We start from the raw sequence: 14,687 nt of genomic DNA on the forward strand, positions 1-14,687 counted from the left end.
TTGCAATTTGAAACCTAATTATAGTTTACTAGGTCGTGAATTAGGCTATGATAGACGCACCATAAAATCTCATTATGAAAATGGAACGCCTGATCCACATCGTCATAAACCATCTATGATTGATAAATTTCATGACGTAATACAGACTTTATTATCTGATGATACACCCCAACAATTTTATTATAAGCGTGTCTTGTGGCAATACTTGGTAGATAACCATGGACTCACAGCTGCTTACTCTACATTTCGCGGTTATATTTTAAAGATACCAGTATTTCAATCCTATTTTGATAGAAAACATACATCGCCTAGTATGCAGCATACGATTCGTTTTGAAACCGCACCAGCTGAACAGGCTCAAGTTGATTGGAAAGAGAATATTAAATTCCTATTGCATGATGGCACACACATAACTTTTAATATATTGTTGATGACATTAGGCTATTCTCGATACAAATTAGCAAAGGTCACTTTCGATAGAACTACTGAAACACTACAAGATACATTGGTAGAATTCTTTGAACAATTACAAGGTGTTCCGCATGTACTATTAACAGATAATATGAAAACCGTGATGGTACAACCGAGGCTAGCTGGAACTAAAGGACAGCTTCATACCAAAGCAGAACAATTTTCAAGTGACTTTGGCTTTACATTTAAGCCGTGTATGGCGCGCCGTCCACAAACGAAAGGCAAAGTAGAAAGCCAAATGAAAATTCTAGATGAAATTCATGCGTACCAAGGAAAATTAACAATACAAGAAGTGGAAGAACAGATTCAAAAAATTATTTTACGTAGTAATCTAGCGATTTCTCAAGCTACAAGACAAATACCGTCTGCACTGCTTGAAAAAGAAAAGGAATCTCTTACCCCACTTCCAACAAAAGTGATAAGAGATTCCTACCGCATAGATCACCCAAAAGCTAAGGTTTCAGCAAGTAATCTCATTAGCTTTCGTGGTAGCCACTATTCTGTACCGCCAGGATATGTGGCCAAATCTATGACCTTAAAGACCATAGATAAGATGCTATACATATATGATAGCACAGAATTGATTGCACAGCACCCATTAAGTGATAAGAAGATTAACTATTTGCCTTCTCATTATGAGGCACAATTGCAGAAAACAATTCCTTATCTAAGTTCTGAAGATGTGAAAGCTAAAGCAAAATCTAATTTGGAGATAGGGTTATAGGACAAAAAGTGTGTGTGACTAATCCCAATAAGTTGGAAAATCTGTAGACATATGTAGCTCATTCCAAACAGGAGCATCACCCCATTGAGGAATTGAACGATCTATTTGGCAATAATCAGATAACCGTTTGTAGATAGCAGCAATCGATTCATCTGTAGGCATACAATTTAATATAGCTGAAATAGAAAGCGGTCTTGGTGAGTGCATATAGCACCACCAATAGACCGCTTTTAGTCTTCTTTCAAGTGAAAGGCCTCTATGAGCCCGTAACATACTTCTTAGTTGAGCATTTACTCCACCTTCAATACGATTATTTGTTGTAGGTATTGTAATATCAATACATTCCAAAAAAGTAAATAAAGTTTGTTGCCTAATCAGACGCCATAATGATGATTCAGCCTTAAGCAAACGCTCATGTGTAGAGCGTTTGTTTCCGAATTCATCAATCGTCATTTCTCGTAAAAAATCAGAATATGTCATTCGCCACGCCGAAAGTTTATTAATCCATATAAAAGCTTGATCCATTGTTTTCACATTAAATAAATCTTTAGCAAGAGTATAAAGATTCTTTCCTGCTAACGTTTTAGGTCTACTTGTCGTATATCGTCTAACCTGACAAAAAATGTGAAACAGGCATCTTTGGTGACTGCTATGAGGCCAAACTTTACGTAATGCTTTAGGCAAACCATTAGCACCATCAGACACAACGACTTTAGGTTCGGCAATCCGTTCCATTAAACACTGCCAAGCTCTAGCATGCTCATAACGACAGACATACCATCCTAGAACATGAGTATCATTGCAACAAATCAACACACATAAATTCCTAGCTAAGTAAATTCCATCAAGATATACCACATCATGTACTTCTTCCACTTTTGGTGGCAATGGCCATATGGACCAAAATTTAGCGGTTTTACGCCTAAATGTACGACCTTTACCTGGCATATCAGCTTGAATATCGGTGCTGAATAACCAATTCAAAAATAGGTTTAACTCTTTACTTAAATTATTAATTTTAACGGTAAATGCCACCTTACAATGTTTGCAAAACCAACGCTGAGAACCAGATTTTAAAACACCATGTTTAATACATGTTTCATTACAATCAGGACATTTTATTTGTCGCATAAACTCTTCCTCCATATTTGTTTATATATAGGAAGATATAACCTCATTTTAATCAGTAATTACAAGGGTTAATTGATGTTTTTACCCACACTTTTTGTCCACCCTCAAACTTCTCCAGAAAAAGATTAAACCCTTATAACACTAGTAAATATCTAGTGTTATAAGGGTTTTCACACACACTTTTTGTCCTATAAGCCAAAAGATAGGAGCTATCTATGACACTACAGACTAATTACCAACGCTTACAAGATAATCTAGCATATCTAAAACTAAAACAATGCATGTTACACCTAGATGAAACAATTGAATTAGCTAATACACAGAGCTTATCTCATATTGAGTGGTTATTGAAGCTGAGTGATTACGAAGTTGATATTAAACGACAAAACGTAATTAACCATATGGTGAAAATTAGTAATTTTCCTCATTTGAAAACACTAGCTGATTTTGAATTTTCATTTCAACCACAAATTAACGAAATGCAAATTAAGGATTTAGCATCATTAGGATTCATGGAACAAGCTGAAAACATTGTATTTCTTGGCTCTAGCGGAGTTGGGAAAACACATTTAGCTACATCACTAGGTATTGAAAGCTCTCGTAACAGACGAAGCACCTATTTTATTAAATGCCATGATTTAATTCAAAACCTTAAGAGTGCAAAAGATGAAGGACGATTAGAAACTCGGCTCAAGCATTATGCACGCTACCAATTACTCATCATTGATGAAATTGGCTATTTACCGTTACAACCAGGTGATGCTAACTTACTATTTCAAATTATTGATAGACGATACGAAAAAAAAAGTACCATCGTAACGTCTAACATTAATTTTGATGAGTGGGCTACCATTTTGCATGATGAGCGAGTAGCTAATGCTATTGTTGATCGATTACTTCACCATGCACATGTGATTAGCATAACTGGAGATTCATACCGGTTACGAAACCATATGCAACAGAAGGAATAACTGTACATTGTACATCGTCAAAATTGTACATTCTTATATTGACATTTACATTTACCATCTTTTCATTTACCACATTATTGGGACTCATAGTTAAAGCTTTATTAAAGGCTGTCATCCCAGCTCTATTAGCAAGCTATATCTTTAACTTTTATTGTAATCGCACCTATCCTACAATCAGTGTAACATTCCAAGACACTTTCAAACAATTCATGTACGCTGTAGGAGTATTTGCGGTCCTTACACTAGTACAAAATATTATATTTGTACCATTTATGATGAGTTTGTATACTAATACACTCCCATCCGGTCTTGCTAGAGCAATTATATTCATCTTGAATATGTGCACTTATGGATGGACCGCATTTACATTATTAAAACTATGTATAGCAGAATATAATATGTCTGTACGAGATACTGCAACAACCTTAGTGGTTAGTATCGTTCCACTCATCGTAATCAACTATATCATAAAAAATATATTCTAGTTCTATGTTAACAAAATTATAATGAATAACTCGAATGGGCACCAATAATTAAATTGGTGCCCGTTTAGTTATTTTCACTAATCGCATATTTTATTTACTTAGATATTGACGGAGTGTTTGATTTTCTAATGGTCCCAACTGTAATGCCTTCCGATTCTTAATTGCATTAATAGCTAATGCTTCAAAGGTATCTTTATCAAAATCAGTTATCCATTTCAGATTAATACACCTCTATTCCAATAATTAAATAACTATCAATATAACTCAGCCAAGAGAATAATGGCAAATAACCATAATACAACACCATATGTCGTATTTGTTTTTACCTTATCAAGACTCACCTTTCCATTATGAAGTAATTTACCCGTTGTACTATAAGGAATCATAGGTCCTGGAACTAACACGGTAATATAAAACTCTAGACTGTGAGTCGTATATTCTGCACCATTTAATAGATACTTAACATCATATCCATAAATAACTGTAAAATTAGGAAGTTCTTTAATAATTCTAGGTGTAACTGATAAAATCTCTACCGGAATACCTTTTCGACGACACCAAAAACGAAATGCAATAAAATATGTACCAAAAATCATGAGAACGATTGCTACACAAAACTGCCATGGATTAACAAACATTATTTCTTATCCTTTCTAAAGTTGGTTTTGATATCCTAAAAATTTAACCACAGTTCGATTTACAGACATATGTGCACCAGTTTCAATACCAATAACATGTAAAGTATAACCACCTGGGGTCGGTGTTATATTATATGACCTCAAAAGATTACAATCTCCCGATACTGATGAGCCAGAAACCTCTTGAATAATTATATTAGGATCAACTACTCTATATCCATTAGAATCTGGTAATAAGAAAGCATTAGTTAATTGCTTCATCCATACAGAAAATGATGTAAAGAAGTTATTAAACTCAGATTATAGGACAAAACGTGTTGTTATTGATACTGTTAATGATATCACCCCAACATTTATTATAGAACCTCCATTTAGTACGAACTAATCTCTGATAGTCAAACATTATACGATTTCCATTAATAACTAAGTTATAGTTGACTGACTCCAATTTTATATTCCCATAAGGAAAAGGTCTATTAAAGATAAAATAGTAAAGATTTTATTTTCCCTCAGACTATATAAATTAACAGCTTAAAGATTTAATCAAATACGTTTAATCATTCAAGGTCTATATAGCTAAATTTAGACTGTATTAGATTCTCTTCGTCCTTCTTTGTGGAAATTATAAAATCAACAGCAATCAAATCAATACACATTACAGGCATAACTATTTTAGCTTTAACACCATTTAGTACTGGACTTACCCTTTTCTTATTATGAGTCATAGTTCCATCTGTTTTAACAACACATGGTTCGACACTAATATCTTGAATATCATATTCATGATTACGATATTCATGAAATTTCATTGATTCATTCTTAAATAAAATGTCACTTTTAATATTAACCTCTATACAGTTAATAAATCTAATTTCACAGGATTCTGACAATAATATGACTGTATTACCAAAATCTTTAATATCTAATGAATATGGCATTTCATCCCATAAATCTAATATATCAATTCTTTTTTGAAGTTCCATCATTTTTATCCTCCTCTCTGTATAAGTATTCTCTGTCTTAGTATCAATTTCTTTATCATCTACAGTTAGTATACCATCTGAAATTGCAGATTGAGTAGTCGAGCTTGCTTTACCTATAGATTCTACGCCTAAGTTTGAAGTAGACCAATATTATTATAAATCTTATCATAGCCTACTTCTCCAGCAAAAATACCTACTTGATGAGTTATGCGTTTCCATTGGCTATCAATGCGTCCTACGCTAGCACTAATACTACCTGTTGGATCCTTGAAATTAGATTTAGAGGAAACGGAGAACACTAAGTCCAATAAAATTAAGTAATAGTATGATAATGCAAAAAAGGCACCTCTTCGAGGTGCCTTCTTATCAAATATAAGTAAAAGGAAAATCTATTAAATTATTAATCTAAATCATAGAACCCAGATGGTTTATCACTCAAATTTACAATGATGTTTTTCATTTGTGTGTAGTGCTCAAGGATAACCTTGTGTGTTTCCCGGCCTATACCAGATTGTTTGTATCCACCGAATGGTGCGCCTGCTGGGATGGAGTTATATGTATTAACCCACATACGACCTGTTTCGATGGCTCGGGCTACGCGGATTGCACGGTTAAGATTTTGTGTAAATACGCCACCACCAAGACCGTATAAGCTATCATTAGCTTGTTCAATTACTTCGTCTTCGCTATGGAATTTAATCACTACTGCCACCGGACCAAAGATTTCTTCACGAGCTACGCGCATATCATTTGTAGCATCCACGATGAGTGTCGGTCTTACGAAGCAACCTTTGCCAAGTTCGCCATCTGTAATACGTTCACCACCAGCTACAACACGAGCGCCTTCTTCCTTAGCAAGTTCTATATAGCTAAGTACTTTCTTAACTTGTGCTTCGTAAATCAAGGAACCTAGTTGTGTAGATTCATCCCAAGGCAATCCAACTTTTACCTTATCAAATAATTTAGAAAGTTCAGCTACAAATTTATCATAAATTGTATCTTGTACGAAGATACGGGAACCGGCGCAACATACTTGACCTTGATTGAATAGGATACCGAGCATTGCCCCATCAAGAGCTTGTTTCCAGTTCGCATCTTCAAAGAAAATATTCGCCGATTTACCACCTAATTCCAATGTAGCAGGAATCAAGCGTTCAGATGCCGCTTTATATACATCAAGACCTACTTCTGTAGAGCCTGTGAAAGCAAGTTTGCTGAAGCCTGGATGATCAAGGATATATTGGCCAGATTTAGAACCTTTACCCGTTACAATATTTACAACACCTGGAGGTAAGATATCTTGCAAAATGCTACCTAGTTCTAACAAACTAAGGGATGTATGGCTAGAAGGTTTGATAATAACTGTACAACCTGCTGCAAGAGCTGGTGCCAGTTTCCAAGCAGCCATTAGGAAAGGGAAGTTCCAAGGTACTACTTGACCTACTACGCCAATCGGTTCACGAATAATAAGACTTAATGTATTTTCATCAAATACTTGTGCCGAACCTTCTTCTGCGCGAAGTACGCCGGCGAAGTAACGGAAATGGTCTGCACCAAGTGGAATATCCACGTTTAATGTTTCACGGATTGGTTTACCATTGTCATAGGTCTCAACTTGTGCCAAATGTTCTTTGTGAGCATCAATGGCATCTGCAATCTTTAATAAATAATCTGCCCGATCGACTTGAGAAACTGTTTTCCACGTTTTAAAAGCCTCTGTTGCAGCTGCTACAGCTTTATCAACATCCGCCTGCGTAGCTTCTGCACAAACAGCAAGTTGCTCGCCATTAGCAGGGTTATATACATTAAATTCAGCACCATCAGATGCAGGTACCCATTCATTATTGATTAAAAGGCCATATCTTTCTTTAATATGTAAACTCATAGTACTTCCTCCTTTAATGGATAACGACTATTAATTATCTTCTATGAGTTCATCATACACCCAATATCTAATTATTTCAATCTATTTTATAATTTTCGATATAACGATTTTATAATATTCTCAATAGTTTTATTCTATATCAAAATCGATATACTTATCACTATTTATGATAACAGAGTACACAAAAAAGGAGTCCTCTATTACCTAAAGGACTCCTTTTAATCATGTTCAATTTTGACATGTATAATTTTTTACGAATTACCCTAACAAAATTAGGCCTTTTTCTTGTCTTTATTTCTCAATGACTTGACGGATAATCCGATACGATTTCGTTTTACATCAACAGAGATGATCTCAGCTTCAATAATATCGCCTACAGCAAGTACATCAGAAGGATGTTGTTTCGCCGTGCATAGTTCGCTACGATGTAATAAACCATTCGTTTTTAAACCAAAATCAATAAAGGCACCAAAGTCTACTACATTATGCACCGTACCTTTAACAACTGTACCAACTTTAATATCCTCAAGGCTAACCACATGCTTACGCGTCAGAGGTGCTGGTAAATCCTCACGAGGGTCACGACCTGGTTTAGCAAGAGCTGCAATGATATCTCGCACAGTAGGAATACCCGCATCAAGCTTATGCGCCATCTTATCTACATCAACCAATGGTAATTTAACCTGTAATGCTTCAAGTTGGGATTTATCTTGTAAATCCTTTAATGTAAAACCTAATTCACCAATAATACGTTCTGCCAACTCATAAGACTCAGGGTGAACAGATGTATTATCCAATGGATTCTTAGCACCATTTAATCGCAAGAAACCAGCACACTGAGTAAATGCTGCAGGACCTAAGCGAGGAACCTTTAATAGTTGCTTACGACTAGTAAATCCACCATTTTCTTGACGGAATGCTACAATATTTTTTGCTACCGTACCAGAAATGCCTGCAATATGCTGCAAAATCGCCGGAGATGCCGTATTAAGCTCTACCCCAACATGGTTAACTACAGATTCAACTACTTGGTCTAATGTATGAGTTAATTGCTTTTGATTTACATCATGTTGGTATTGACCAACCCCAATAGATTTAGGATCGATTTTAACAGACTCTGCCAATGGATCTTGTACACGACGAGCGATGGATACGGCGCCGCGAATCGTTACGTCTAAATCTGGCAATTCATCAATAGCCAATTTTGATGCAGAATATACAGATGCACCCGCCTCATTAGTAATGATGTAGTGGCAATCTAATTTTTCCTCTTCAATCATCTTAGACGCAAATTGTTCTGTTTCATACGAGGCAGTACCGTTACCAATGGACAATAAGGTAACATTGAATTTGCGAATCTTTTCCGCTAATTTCTTTTGTGCTTCTTGTTTTAGCTTTTCGCTATTCGTTAAATAGTAAGCACCATAATCGAGTACATTCCCTTGCGCATCGATAATAGCCATCTTACAACCTGTACGATACCCTGGGTCGAGGCCCATAATAACATGGCCGGCCAATGGCGGTTGTAACAATAAATTTTTAAGATTTACACCAAATACCTTAATTGCTTGCTCATCTGCAGATTCGGTTAATTCATTGCGAATATCCCGTTCAAGAGCAGGAAACATCAAGCGTTTATACGCATCTGCTACGGCGCTAGCTTTCACATCACTAAAAATAGATTGTTCATTTTTAGTAATACCACGCACCATGTATTGAATATAAGATTCATCGGGTACGGTTAGGGCCAATTTAAGAGCCCCTAATTTTTCGCCTCGATTAACCGCTAAGATACGATGGGACGGCATCTGACGAACCGGTTCAGCATACTCATTATATTGAAGGAATTGGTCCTTGTGTTCATTATCTTCCACGAGTTCTGCTTGGATAAAACCTTCCTTCCACATACGCTTACGAAGAGTAGCGCGAAAATCTGCACTGTCGCTGACAATTTCTGCAACGATGTCCGACGCACCTTGAATGGCGTCCTCCGGTGTAGGCACCTCTTCAGAAATATACTCTCTTGCGATATCTAGAGGATTACCAGTTGTAACCGTATCATTCAAAATCATATCTGCTAAAGGCTCTAGTCCGCGTTCACGGGCAATCATGGCCCGTGTCCGTTTCTTAGGTCGATATGGTAAATACAAATCCTCTAATTCTTGTAATTTTACAGCTTTCATCAAAGATGCCATCAATTCATCGGTCATCTTTTCTTGTTCCGTAATAGCATTGATGATTTCTTGACGCCGTGCTTCTAAATTGCGCAAATATTTAATGCGTTCCTCGATAGTTCGCAGTTGTTCATCTTGTAATTCGCCTGTTACTTCTTTTCTGTAACGAGCGATGAATGGCACCGTGTTACCTTCATCTAAGAGAGTAACCGCTGATTCTACTTGACCAGGCTTAACACCCAATTCCTTTGCAATAATGGCAAACATTGATTCCATTAGTTATGTCCTTTTCTTTCATATGTTACAAATCGATGAGGATATTTATTTTTATCATCTGCCGTCCCCTCTACAACGGAGGTAATTGTGAAAGCTGACGCATCAAATGCAGGAAAATGAGCATCTCCTTCAAATTCATGGTCAACCTCCGTAATGTGCATTACATCTACATACGGTAAAAAAGCTTCGTAGATTTGTGCGCCCCCAATAACATAGGCCACATCCATCTCTTTAGCAGCCTCTACAACAGCTTCGGGTGAAGAAAATACACGTACCCCTTCCGGTGCATTAAAACCTTTATTTTTTGTAATCACCCAATGTTCCCGATCAGGCAATAAAAAGGGCAAGCTTTCAAAGGTCTTACGTCCCATAATAATAACGTGGCCCGTCGTTTTTTCCTTGAAAAATTTCAAATCATTGGGCAAATGCCAAATCAGAGAATTATCCTTGCCGATAACGCGATGATGTGCCACCGCTACGATAAGTGCTAACATAGTATCCCCCTATACGGCTACAGTCATAGCCAATTTGCCTAAATGTTCATACCCTTCTAACACGATATCATCCGGTGTGAAATCATAAAAGTCAGTAATCTCTGAATTTACACGAATTTTTGGAGCTGGCAACGCTTGATCTCGACGAGACAATTGCTCGCGCAATGCATCCACATGATTTTCGTAAATATGTGCATTATTAATAACATGGGTAAACTTACCAGGCTTCAAACCAGTCACTTGAGCAATCATACATAAGAGTGCTGCATATTGAGCCGTATTAAATGGAACACCAAGCCCCATATCACCACTGCGTTGGATGAGCATGCAGTTTAAATAGCCATTGCCTACATCCCACAATGTTTCATACGCACAAGGTTGCAAAGCCATATCAGGCAAATCCTCAATATTCCATAATGTAACAATCATGCGGCGACTATCTGGATCCTCTTTTATAGTTTTGATGAGATTATCCAATTGTTTGTATTTAGCAATTTGATAACCATAGGCCTTACCAATAGTCCCATCTTCGCGCATCCATTCATCCCATACATGGACATTCATATCTTGTAATTTACGCACATCATTAGACTGCATTTGCCAAATCCATAACAATTCTTTCACGGCTGTTTTGAAAGCCACAAATTTTGTAGTTAAAATTGGAAATTCCTCTTGTAAATCAAACTGCATAATTTGTTGTGGCAATTTATATGTGGCTATGCCTGTTCTATTTTGACCATATATGCCATGATCTAATATATTTTCAATAATATTGAGATATTGTGTATCTGCTAAGCTCATAGTTCCCCCTAATCATATTAGAAATCACTCAATATAGCGTTATAGAAACGCCAATTTGTTACCCCTTATATTGTGAAATGGCCTCTAAAAATGAAAGTCCATATTTCTTTAATTTTGCTTCCCCTACGCCCTTTATATTGCCAAATTCGCCTAATGTTTTAGGCCGTATATTGGCTAAATCGATAAGCACCGTGTCAGGGAATATAATATACGGCGGCACACTAAGTTGCGATGCCAATTGTTTGCGATGTTGACGTAAATGTTCAAATAGCCCACCAGAACCAGAACGGGGTACTTCGGAGCGAGAGATAGAGGCTGATTTTTTCGTTTTACGAGATGGCACGATAACCTCTTGCCTAATTTCTTCTACCTCTTTATGTCCTGCTAGAACCTCTTCTGCACCGGCGGTAACGGATAAGACCGGATATTTTCCCATAGAACTCCGCAAGTATCCAGAGGCCACAAATTGTTGTATGAGGCCCTTAATCTCCTTATCCCCTACATCCGATAAATACCCAAATACAGATAAGGCATCAAGACCTGCCCTCGTAATGCGATCAGTCCGTTCTCCGCGCACGATGGACGAAATCATAGAGGCACCATACCGCTCCTCGGTGGCGATAATGGCACGGAATATGGCCTTTGCCTCTTTCGTGACATTAACACGTTCCCCTTTTGTATTACAGGAACTACAGTTACTGCATTCGAGCCACGGAACGATTTCACCAAAATAGGCGAGCATATATTTTCTTAGGCAAGTACTACAAAAACAGTAATCAATCATGGACTGCAGTTTTCTAAGTTCTACCTGCTCACGCTGTGGTTCTAAATGACCTTGTTCAATCAAATACTTATGAACGCGCACATCTTGCCCACTATAGAGCAGAATACATTCTGCCGGTGCGCCGTCGCGTCCAGCACGGCCCGCCTCTTGATAATAGGACTCCATATTACGCGGCATTTGGTAATGCAACACATACCGCACATTACTCTTATCGATGCCCATGCCAAATGCGTTGGTAGCTACCATAACTTGTAATTGGTCGAAGGCGTATTTATTTTGCATATCTTTGCGCATCTCATCGGATAATCCGGCATGGTAATATCCAGTTTGGATTCCGGCACGCGTCAAATTATCGTAGACTCGTTCTACATCCTTGCGCGTAGAGCAATAGATGATACCATTTTCATGACTATGCCGCCGCACATAATCGACTACATAATCCATGCGCTTTGGTGTGCGCACGACGGAAAACGATAAATTCGGCCTATCAAATCCCGTAACATATACATTCGCATGATCGAGACCTAATAATGTTTTAATATCATTCTCTACGGCCTTCGTAGCCGTCGCTGTGAAAGCCCCCACCACGGGACGTTTAGGTAAACTGGCCAGCCAATCGCCTATCAAGCGATAGGAAGGTCTAAAATCATGACCCCACTGAGAGATACAATGCGCCTCATCGACAATAACTTGAGAAATTGGCATGGAGCGTAACACATTGCAGAAAAAATTAGAACCTAATCGCTCTGGTGCAATATATAATAATTTAATATTCCCACTACGTACATGGTACATGGTCTTATTAAATTCTGTTTGCGTTAATGTACTATTGATTAAGGCAGCCGGTATATTTTGATCCACCAAGCCATCAACTTGGTCTTTCATCAAAGATATTAAGGGCGAGAATACGACGGTAAGCCCCGATTTACAAAGAGCTGGAATTTGAAAGCATATCGATTTACCTGCCCCAGTAGGCATGATGGCCACTACATCCTCGTTCTTTAATAAAGACTCTACAGGAGCCTCCTGAGCGGGCCGAAAGGATGTATACCCAAAGTAGGTTTGCAGTAGTTGTAACGCTCTATCACGAGAATTAATAGCCTCCATCGGTATACCTCCTTTCCTATGTGTACAAAATTAACAATGTTATATGCCATATCAAAATGAAATATCGTGTCTATTTATTGTATCATTTTTTGAGGTGTTTTTTGAATTATTTTCATATAATACTGTTTAGTAATTTTAACAATATCATCAATATTTACCAATAAATTATATGATTTACATATCCTATAGAATGGCAATTTATGATACAATAATTAGTATATATTTTAACGTGGTGAACAACCCTAAGGAGGTTTTATATAGGCATGACACACAACAACATAATGATCATAATCGCCTTTGCCTTGTATTTAGGACTGATGATGTACATCGGGGTCTACTATTATCGCAAATCGAACAGTATTGGTGACTATATATTGGGCGGTAGACAGCTAGGACCGTGGATTACGGCACTCAGTGCCGAAGCCTCCGACATGAGTGGTTGGATGCTTATGGGGGTACCGGGCTTGGCCTATACTACGGGTATTTCCGGTGTATGGATTGCCGTAGGACTTACCTTGGGCACCTGGGCCAACTGGCGATTCGTATCCCGTAGATTGCGTAACCATACGGAGGTAGCTAGCGACAGCCTAACATTACCGGATTATTTAAAAAATCGGTTCCACGATCAATCCCATTCGGTAGCTGTTATTTCCGCATTATTTATATTAATCTTCTTCCTCATCTACACATCCTCTGGATTTGTGGCAGGAGGCAAATTATTCAATACCATCTTCGGTTTAGACTATACGGTCTCCCTCTTTATTACGGCGGGCATTGTAGTATTTTATACCTTCCTCGGAGGTTTCCTTGCCGTATCTTGGACGGACTGTATTCAAGGGGCGTTGATGTTCTTCGCCATCTTAGCTGTACCTATTACGGCGGCTATGTACTTAGGTGGTCCTATTGATACGATGCAACTCATCCAAAGTGAATTTCCTCAAGGATTAAACCTCTGGGGTGATACGAATGATATGTTTGCTCTTGTCATCGGCATCATCTCTTCCCTTGGTTGGGGGCTTGGCTACTTCGGTCAGCCACATATCTTAGTTCGCTTCATGGCGATTTCCGATGCGAAGGAACTAAAAAAATCTACAAATATTGCTATGGTTTGGGTTATTCTTTCCTTATTAGCAGCTATTTTCGTAGGCCTCATCGGTCATGTATATATGTTACCAGAAAAATTAGTTGGTACAGATGCAGAGACGATATTCCTCGTTATGACGGAACGTTTATTTTCGCCATTTATGGCTGGCCTTATCTGGTCTGCTGTACTTGCAGCTATCATGAGTACTGCATCCGCTCAACTATTAGTAACAGCCTCTGCTATTGCTAATGATTTTTACGCTAATATCATTCACAAAACGGCAACCGACAAAGAACTCGTGCTTGTAAGCCGTATTGTTGTATTGTTGGTTGCGGCCATATCCATTTTCTTAGCATTAAATCCAGATAGCCTCATCCTTACGATGGTTGCCTATGCTTGGGCTGGTTTTGGTGCCGCGTTTGGCCCTGCTATCATCTTCTCCCTATTCTGGAAACGCATGACGCGCCGCGGTTGTATTGCGGGCATCGTTGTGGGTGGTCTTACAGTCCTAATTTGGAAACAATTTGCATTCTTTGGACTTTACGAAATTGTACCAGGATTTTTATTCTCATCCATTGCAATTTACCTTGTCAGCATTTTAGACAAATTACCACCAAGACCAGTATTAAAAGATTATAAAGAAGCAGAAAAATTGCATATTCTCTAAGAATGCACAAAA

The 14,687-nt window shown here is 37.9% G+C and carries 14 protein-coding genes; 4 read left to right on the plus strand and 10 right to left on the minus strand.

Going from position 1 to position 14,687, the window contains the following annotated elements; genetic code table 11:
* A partial coding sequence (gene istA / locus VIHSUH07_RS03670) for an IS21 family transposase (RefSeq protein WP_233187812.1) occupies positions 1 to 1,195 on the plus strand: 1,195 nt, incomplete at its 5' end.
* Positions 1,196 to 1,213: 18 nt separating this feature from the next.
* On the opposite strand, the gene VIHSUH07_RS03675 is transcribed toward istA, so the two are convergent.
* Positions 1,214 to 2,326 (minus strand): IS1249 family transposase, encoded by a 1,113-nt coding sequence (locus VIHSUH07_RS03675; RefSeq protein ID WP_105083946.1) that lies wholly within the window; start codon positions 2,324 to 2,326, stop codon positions 1,214 to 1,216.
* Between the two features lie 215 nt (positions 2,327 to 2,541).
* Between VIHSUH07_RS03675 and istB the strand changes: the two genes are divergently transcribed.
* Positions 2,542 to 3,297, plus strand: coding sequence for an IS21-like element helper ATPase IstB (gene istB, locus VIHSUH07_RS03680; RefSeq protein ID WP_005382493.1), 756 nt, complete (start codon positions 2,542 to 2,544; stop codon positions 3,295 to 3,297).
* 77 nt (positions 3,298 to 3,374) lie between these two features.
* Complete coding sequence (locus tag VIHSUH07_RS03685; RefSeq protein WP_233187813.1) at positions 3,375 to 3,782, plus strand: hypothetical protein; 408 nt, start codon at positions 3,375 to 3,377, stop codon at positions 3,780 to 3,782.
* Between the two features lie 254 nt (positions 3,783 to 4,036).
* Here VIHSUH07_RS03685 and VIHSUH07_RS03690 read toward each other — a convergent pair whose 3' ends face one another.
* From VIHSUH07_RS03690 to recQ, 9 genes are all read right to left on the minus strand, one after another.
* A complete protein-coding gene (locus VIHSUH07_RS03690; protein ID WP_105083947.1) occupies positions 4,037 to 4,420 on the minus strand; it encodes a hypothetical protein in 384 nt (127 codons plus the stop codon).
* 15 nt (positions 4,421 to 4,435) lie between these two features.
* Positions 4,436 to 4,681: a hypothetical protein gene (locus tag VIHSUH07_RS03695; protein ID WP_105083948.1), complete on the minus strand. Its 246-nt coding sequence runs from the start codon at positions 4,679 to 4,681 to the stop codon at positions 4,436 to 4,438.
* Between the two features lie 296 nt (positions 4,682 to 4,977).
* Positions 4,978 to 5,406, minus strand: coding sequence for a hypothetical protein (locus tag VIHSUH07_RS03700; RefSeq protein WP_105083949.1), 429 nt, complete (start codon positions 5,404 to 5,406; stop codon positions 4,978 to 4,980).
* 125 nt (positions 5,407 to 5,531) lie between these two features.
* Entirely contained in the window at positions 5,532 to 5,711 is a 180-nt protein-coding gene (locus VIHSUH07_RS03705) for a hypothetical protein (RefSeq protein WP_105083950.1), read from the minus strand.
* Positions 5,712 to 5,803: 92 nt separating this feature from the next.
* Complete coding sequence (locus VIHSUH07_RS03710; protein WP_105083951.1) at positions 5,804 to 7,288, minus strand: aldehyde dehydrogenase family protein; 1,485 nt, start codon at positions 7,286 to 7,288, stop codon at positions 5,804 to 5,806.
* Between the two features lie 272 nt (positions 7,289 to 7,560).
* Positions 7,561 to 9,738: a Tex family protein gene (locus VIHSUH07_RS03715; RefSeq protein ID WP_105083952.1), complete on the minus strand. Its 2,178-nt coding sequence runs from the start codon at positions 9,736 to 9,738 to the stop codon at positions 7,561 to 7,563.
* The gene (locus VIHSUH07_RS03720; protein WP_105083953.1) at positions 9,738 to 10,232 is read right to left on the minus strand and encodes a dihydrofolate reductase; all 495 of its coding nucleotides are present in this window, start codon (positions 10,230 to 10,232) and stop codon (positions 9,738 to 9,740) included. Before VIHSUH07_RS03720 ends, VIHSUH07_RS03715 begins: the two co-directional genes overlap by 1 nt.
* Before the next feature lie 9 nt (positions 10,233 to 10,241).
* Positions 10,242 to 11,033 carry a thymidylate synthase gene (locus tag VIHSUH07_RS03725; protein ID WP_105083954.1) on the minus strand — a complete coding sequence of 264 codons (792 nt, stop codon included), beginning with the start codon at positions 11,031 to 11,033 and terminating at the stop codon, positions 10,242 to 10,244.
* Positions 11,034 to 11,091: 58 nt separating this feature from the next.
* Complete coding sequence (gene recQ, locus VIHSUH07_RS03730) at positions 11,092 to 12,924, minus strand: DNA helicase RecQ (RefSeq protein WP_105083955.1); 1,833 nt, start codon at positions 12,922 to 12,924, stop codon at positions 11,092 to 11,094.
* Positions 12,925 to 13,187: 263 nt separating this feature from the next.
* Between recQ and putP the strand changes: the two genes are divergently transcribed.
* Positions 13,188 to 14,675, plus strand: a complete 1,488-nt coding sequence (putP, locus tag VIHSUH07_RS03735; RefSeq protein WP_105083956.1) for a sodium/proline symporter PutP — start codon at positions 13,188 to 13,190, stop codon at positions 14,673 to 14,675.
* The last annotated feature ends 12 nt before the right edge of the window (positions 14,676 to 14,687 follow it).

It is taken from the genome of Veillonella sp. T34266-5 (assembly GCF_002959815.1).
GTDB classification, from domain to species: Bacteria; Bacillota; Negativicutes; order Veillonellales; family Veillonellaceae; genus Veillonella; species Veillonella atypica.

What these genes read in the sequence shown, in the direction of transcription:
- VIHSUH07_RS03675 (WP_105083946.1), bottom strand. Translation starts at nt 2,326, where the DNA reads ATGCGACAAATAAAATGTCCTGATTGTAATGAAACATGTATTAAACAT.
- istB (WP_005382493.1), top strand. Translation starts at nt 2,542, where the DNA reads ATGACACTACAGACTAATTACCAACGCTTACAAGATAATCTAGCATAT.
- VIHSUH07_RS03690 (WP_105083947.1), bottom strand. Translation starts at nt 4,420, where the DNA reads ATGTTTGTTAATCCATGGCAGTTTTGTGTAGCAATCGTTCTCATGATT.
- VIHSUH07_RS03695 (WP_105083948.1), bottom strand. Translation starts at nt 4,681, where the DNA reads ATGAAGCAATTAACTAATGCTTTCTTATTACCAGATTCTAATGGATAT.
- VIHSUH07_RS03700 (WP_105083949.1), bottom strand. Translation starts at nt 5,406, where the DNA reads ATGATGGAACTTCAAAAAAGAATTGATATATTAGATTTATGGGATGAA.
- VIHSUH07_RS03710 (WP_105083951.1), bottom strand. Translation starts at nt 7,288, where the DNA reads ATGAGTTTACATATTAAAGAAAGATATGGCCTTTTAATCAATAATGAA.
- VIHSUH07_RS03715 (WP_105083952.1), bottom strand. Translation starts at nt 9,738, where the DNA reads ATGGAATCAATGTTTGCCATTATTGCAAAGGAATTGGGTGTTAAGCCT.
- VIHSUH07_RS03720 (WP_105083953.1), bottom strand. Translation starts at nt 10,232, where the DNA reads ATGTTAGCACTTATCGTAGCGGTGGCACATCATCGCGTTATCGGCAAG.
- VIHSUH07_RS03725 (WP_105083954.1), bottom strand. Translation starts at nt 11,033, where the DNA reads ATGAGCTTAGCAGATACACAATATCTCAATATTATTGAAAATATATTA.
- recQ (WP_105083955.1), bottom strand. Translation starts at nt 12,924, where the DNA reads ATGGAGGCTATTAATTCTCGTGATAGAGCGTTACAACTACTGCAAACC.
- putP (WP_105083956.1), top strand. Translation starts at nt 13,188, where the DNA reads ATGACACACAACAACATAATGATCATAATCGCCTTTGCCTTGTATTTA.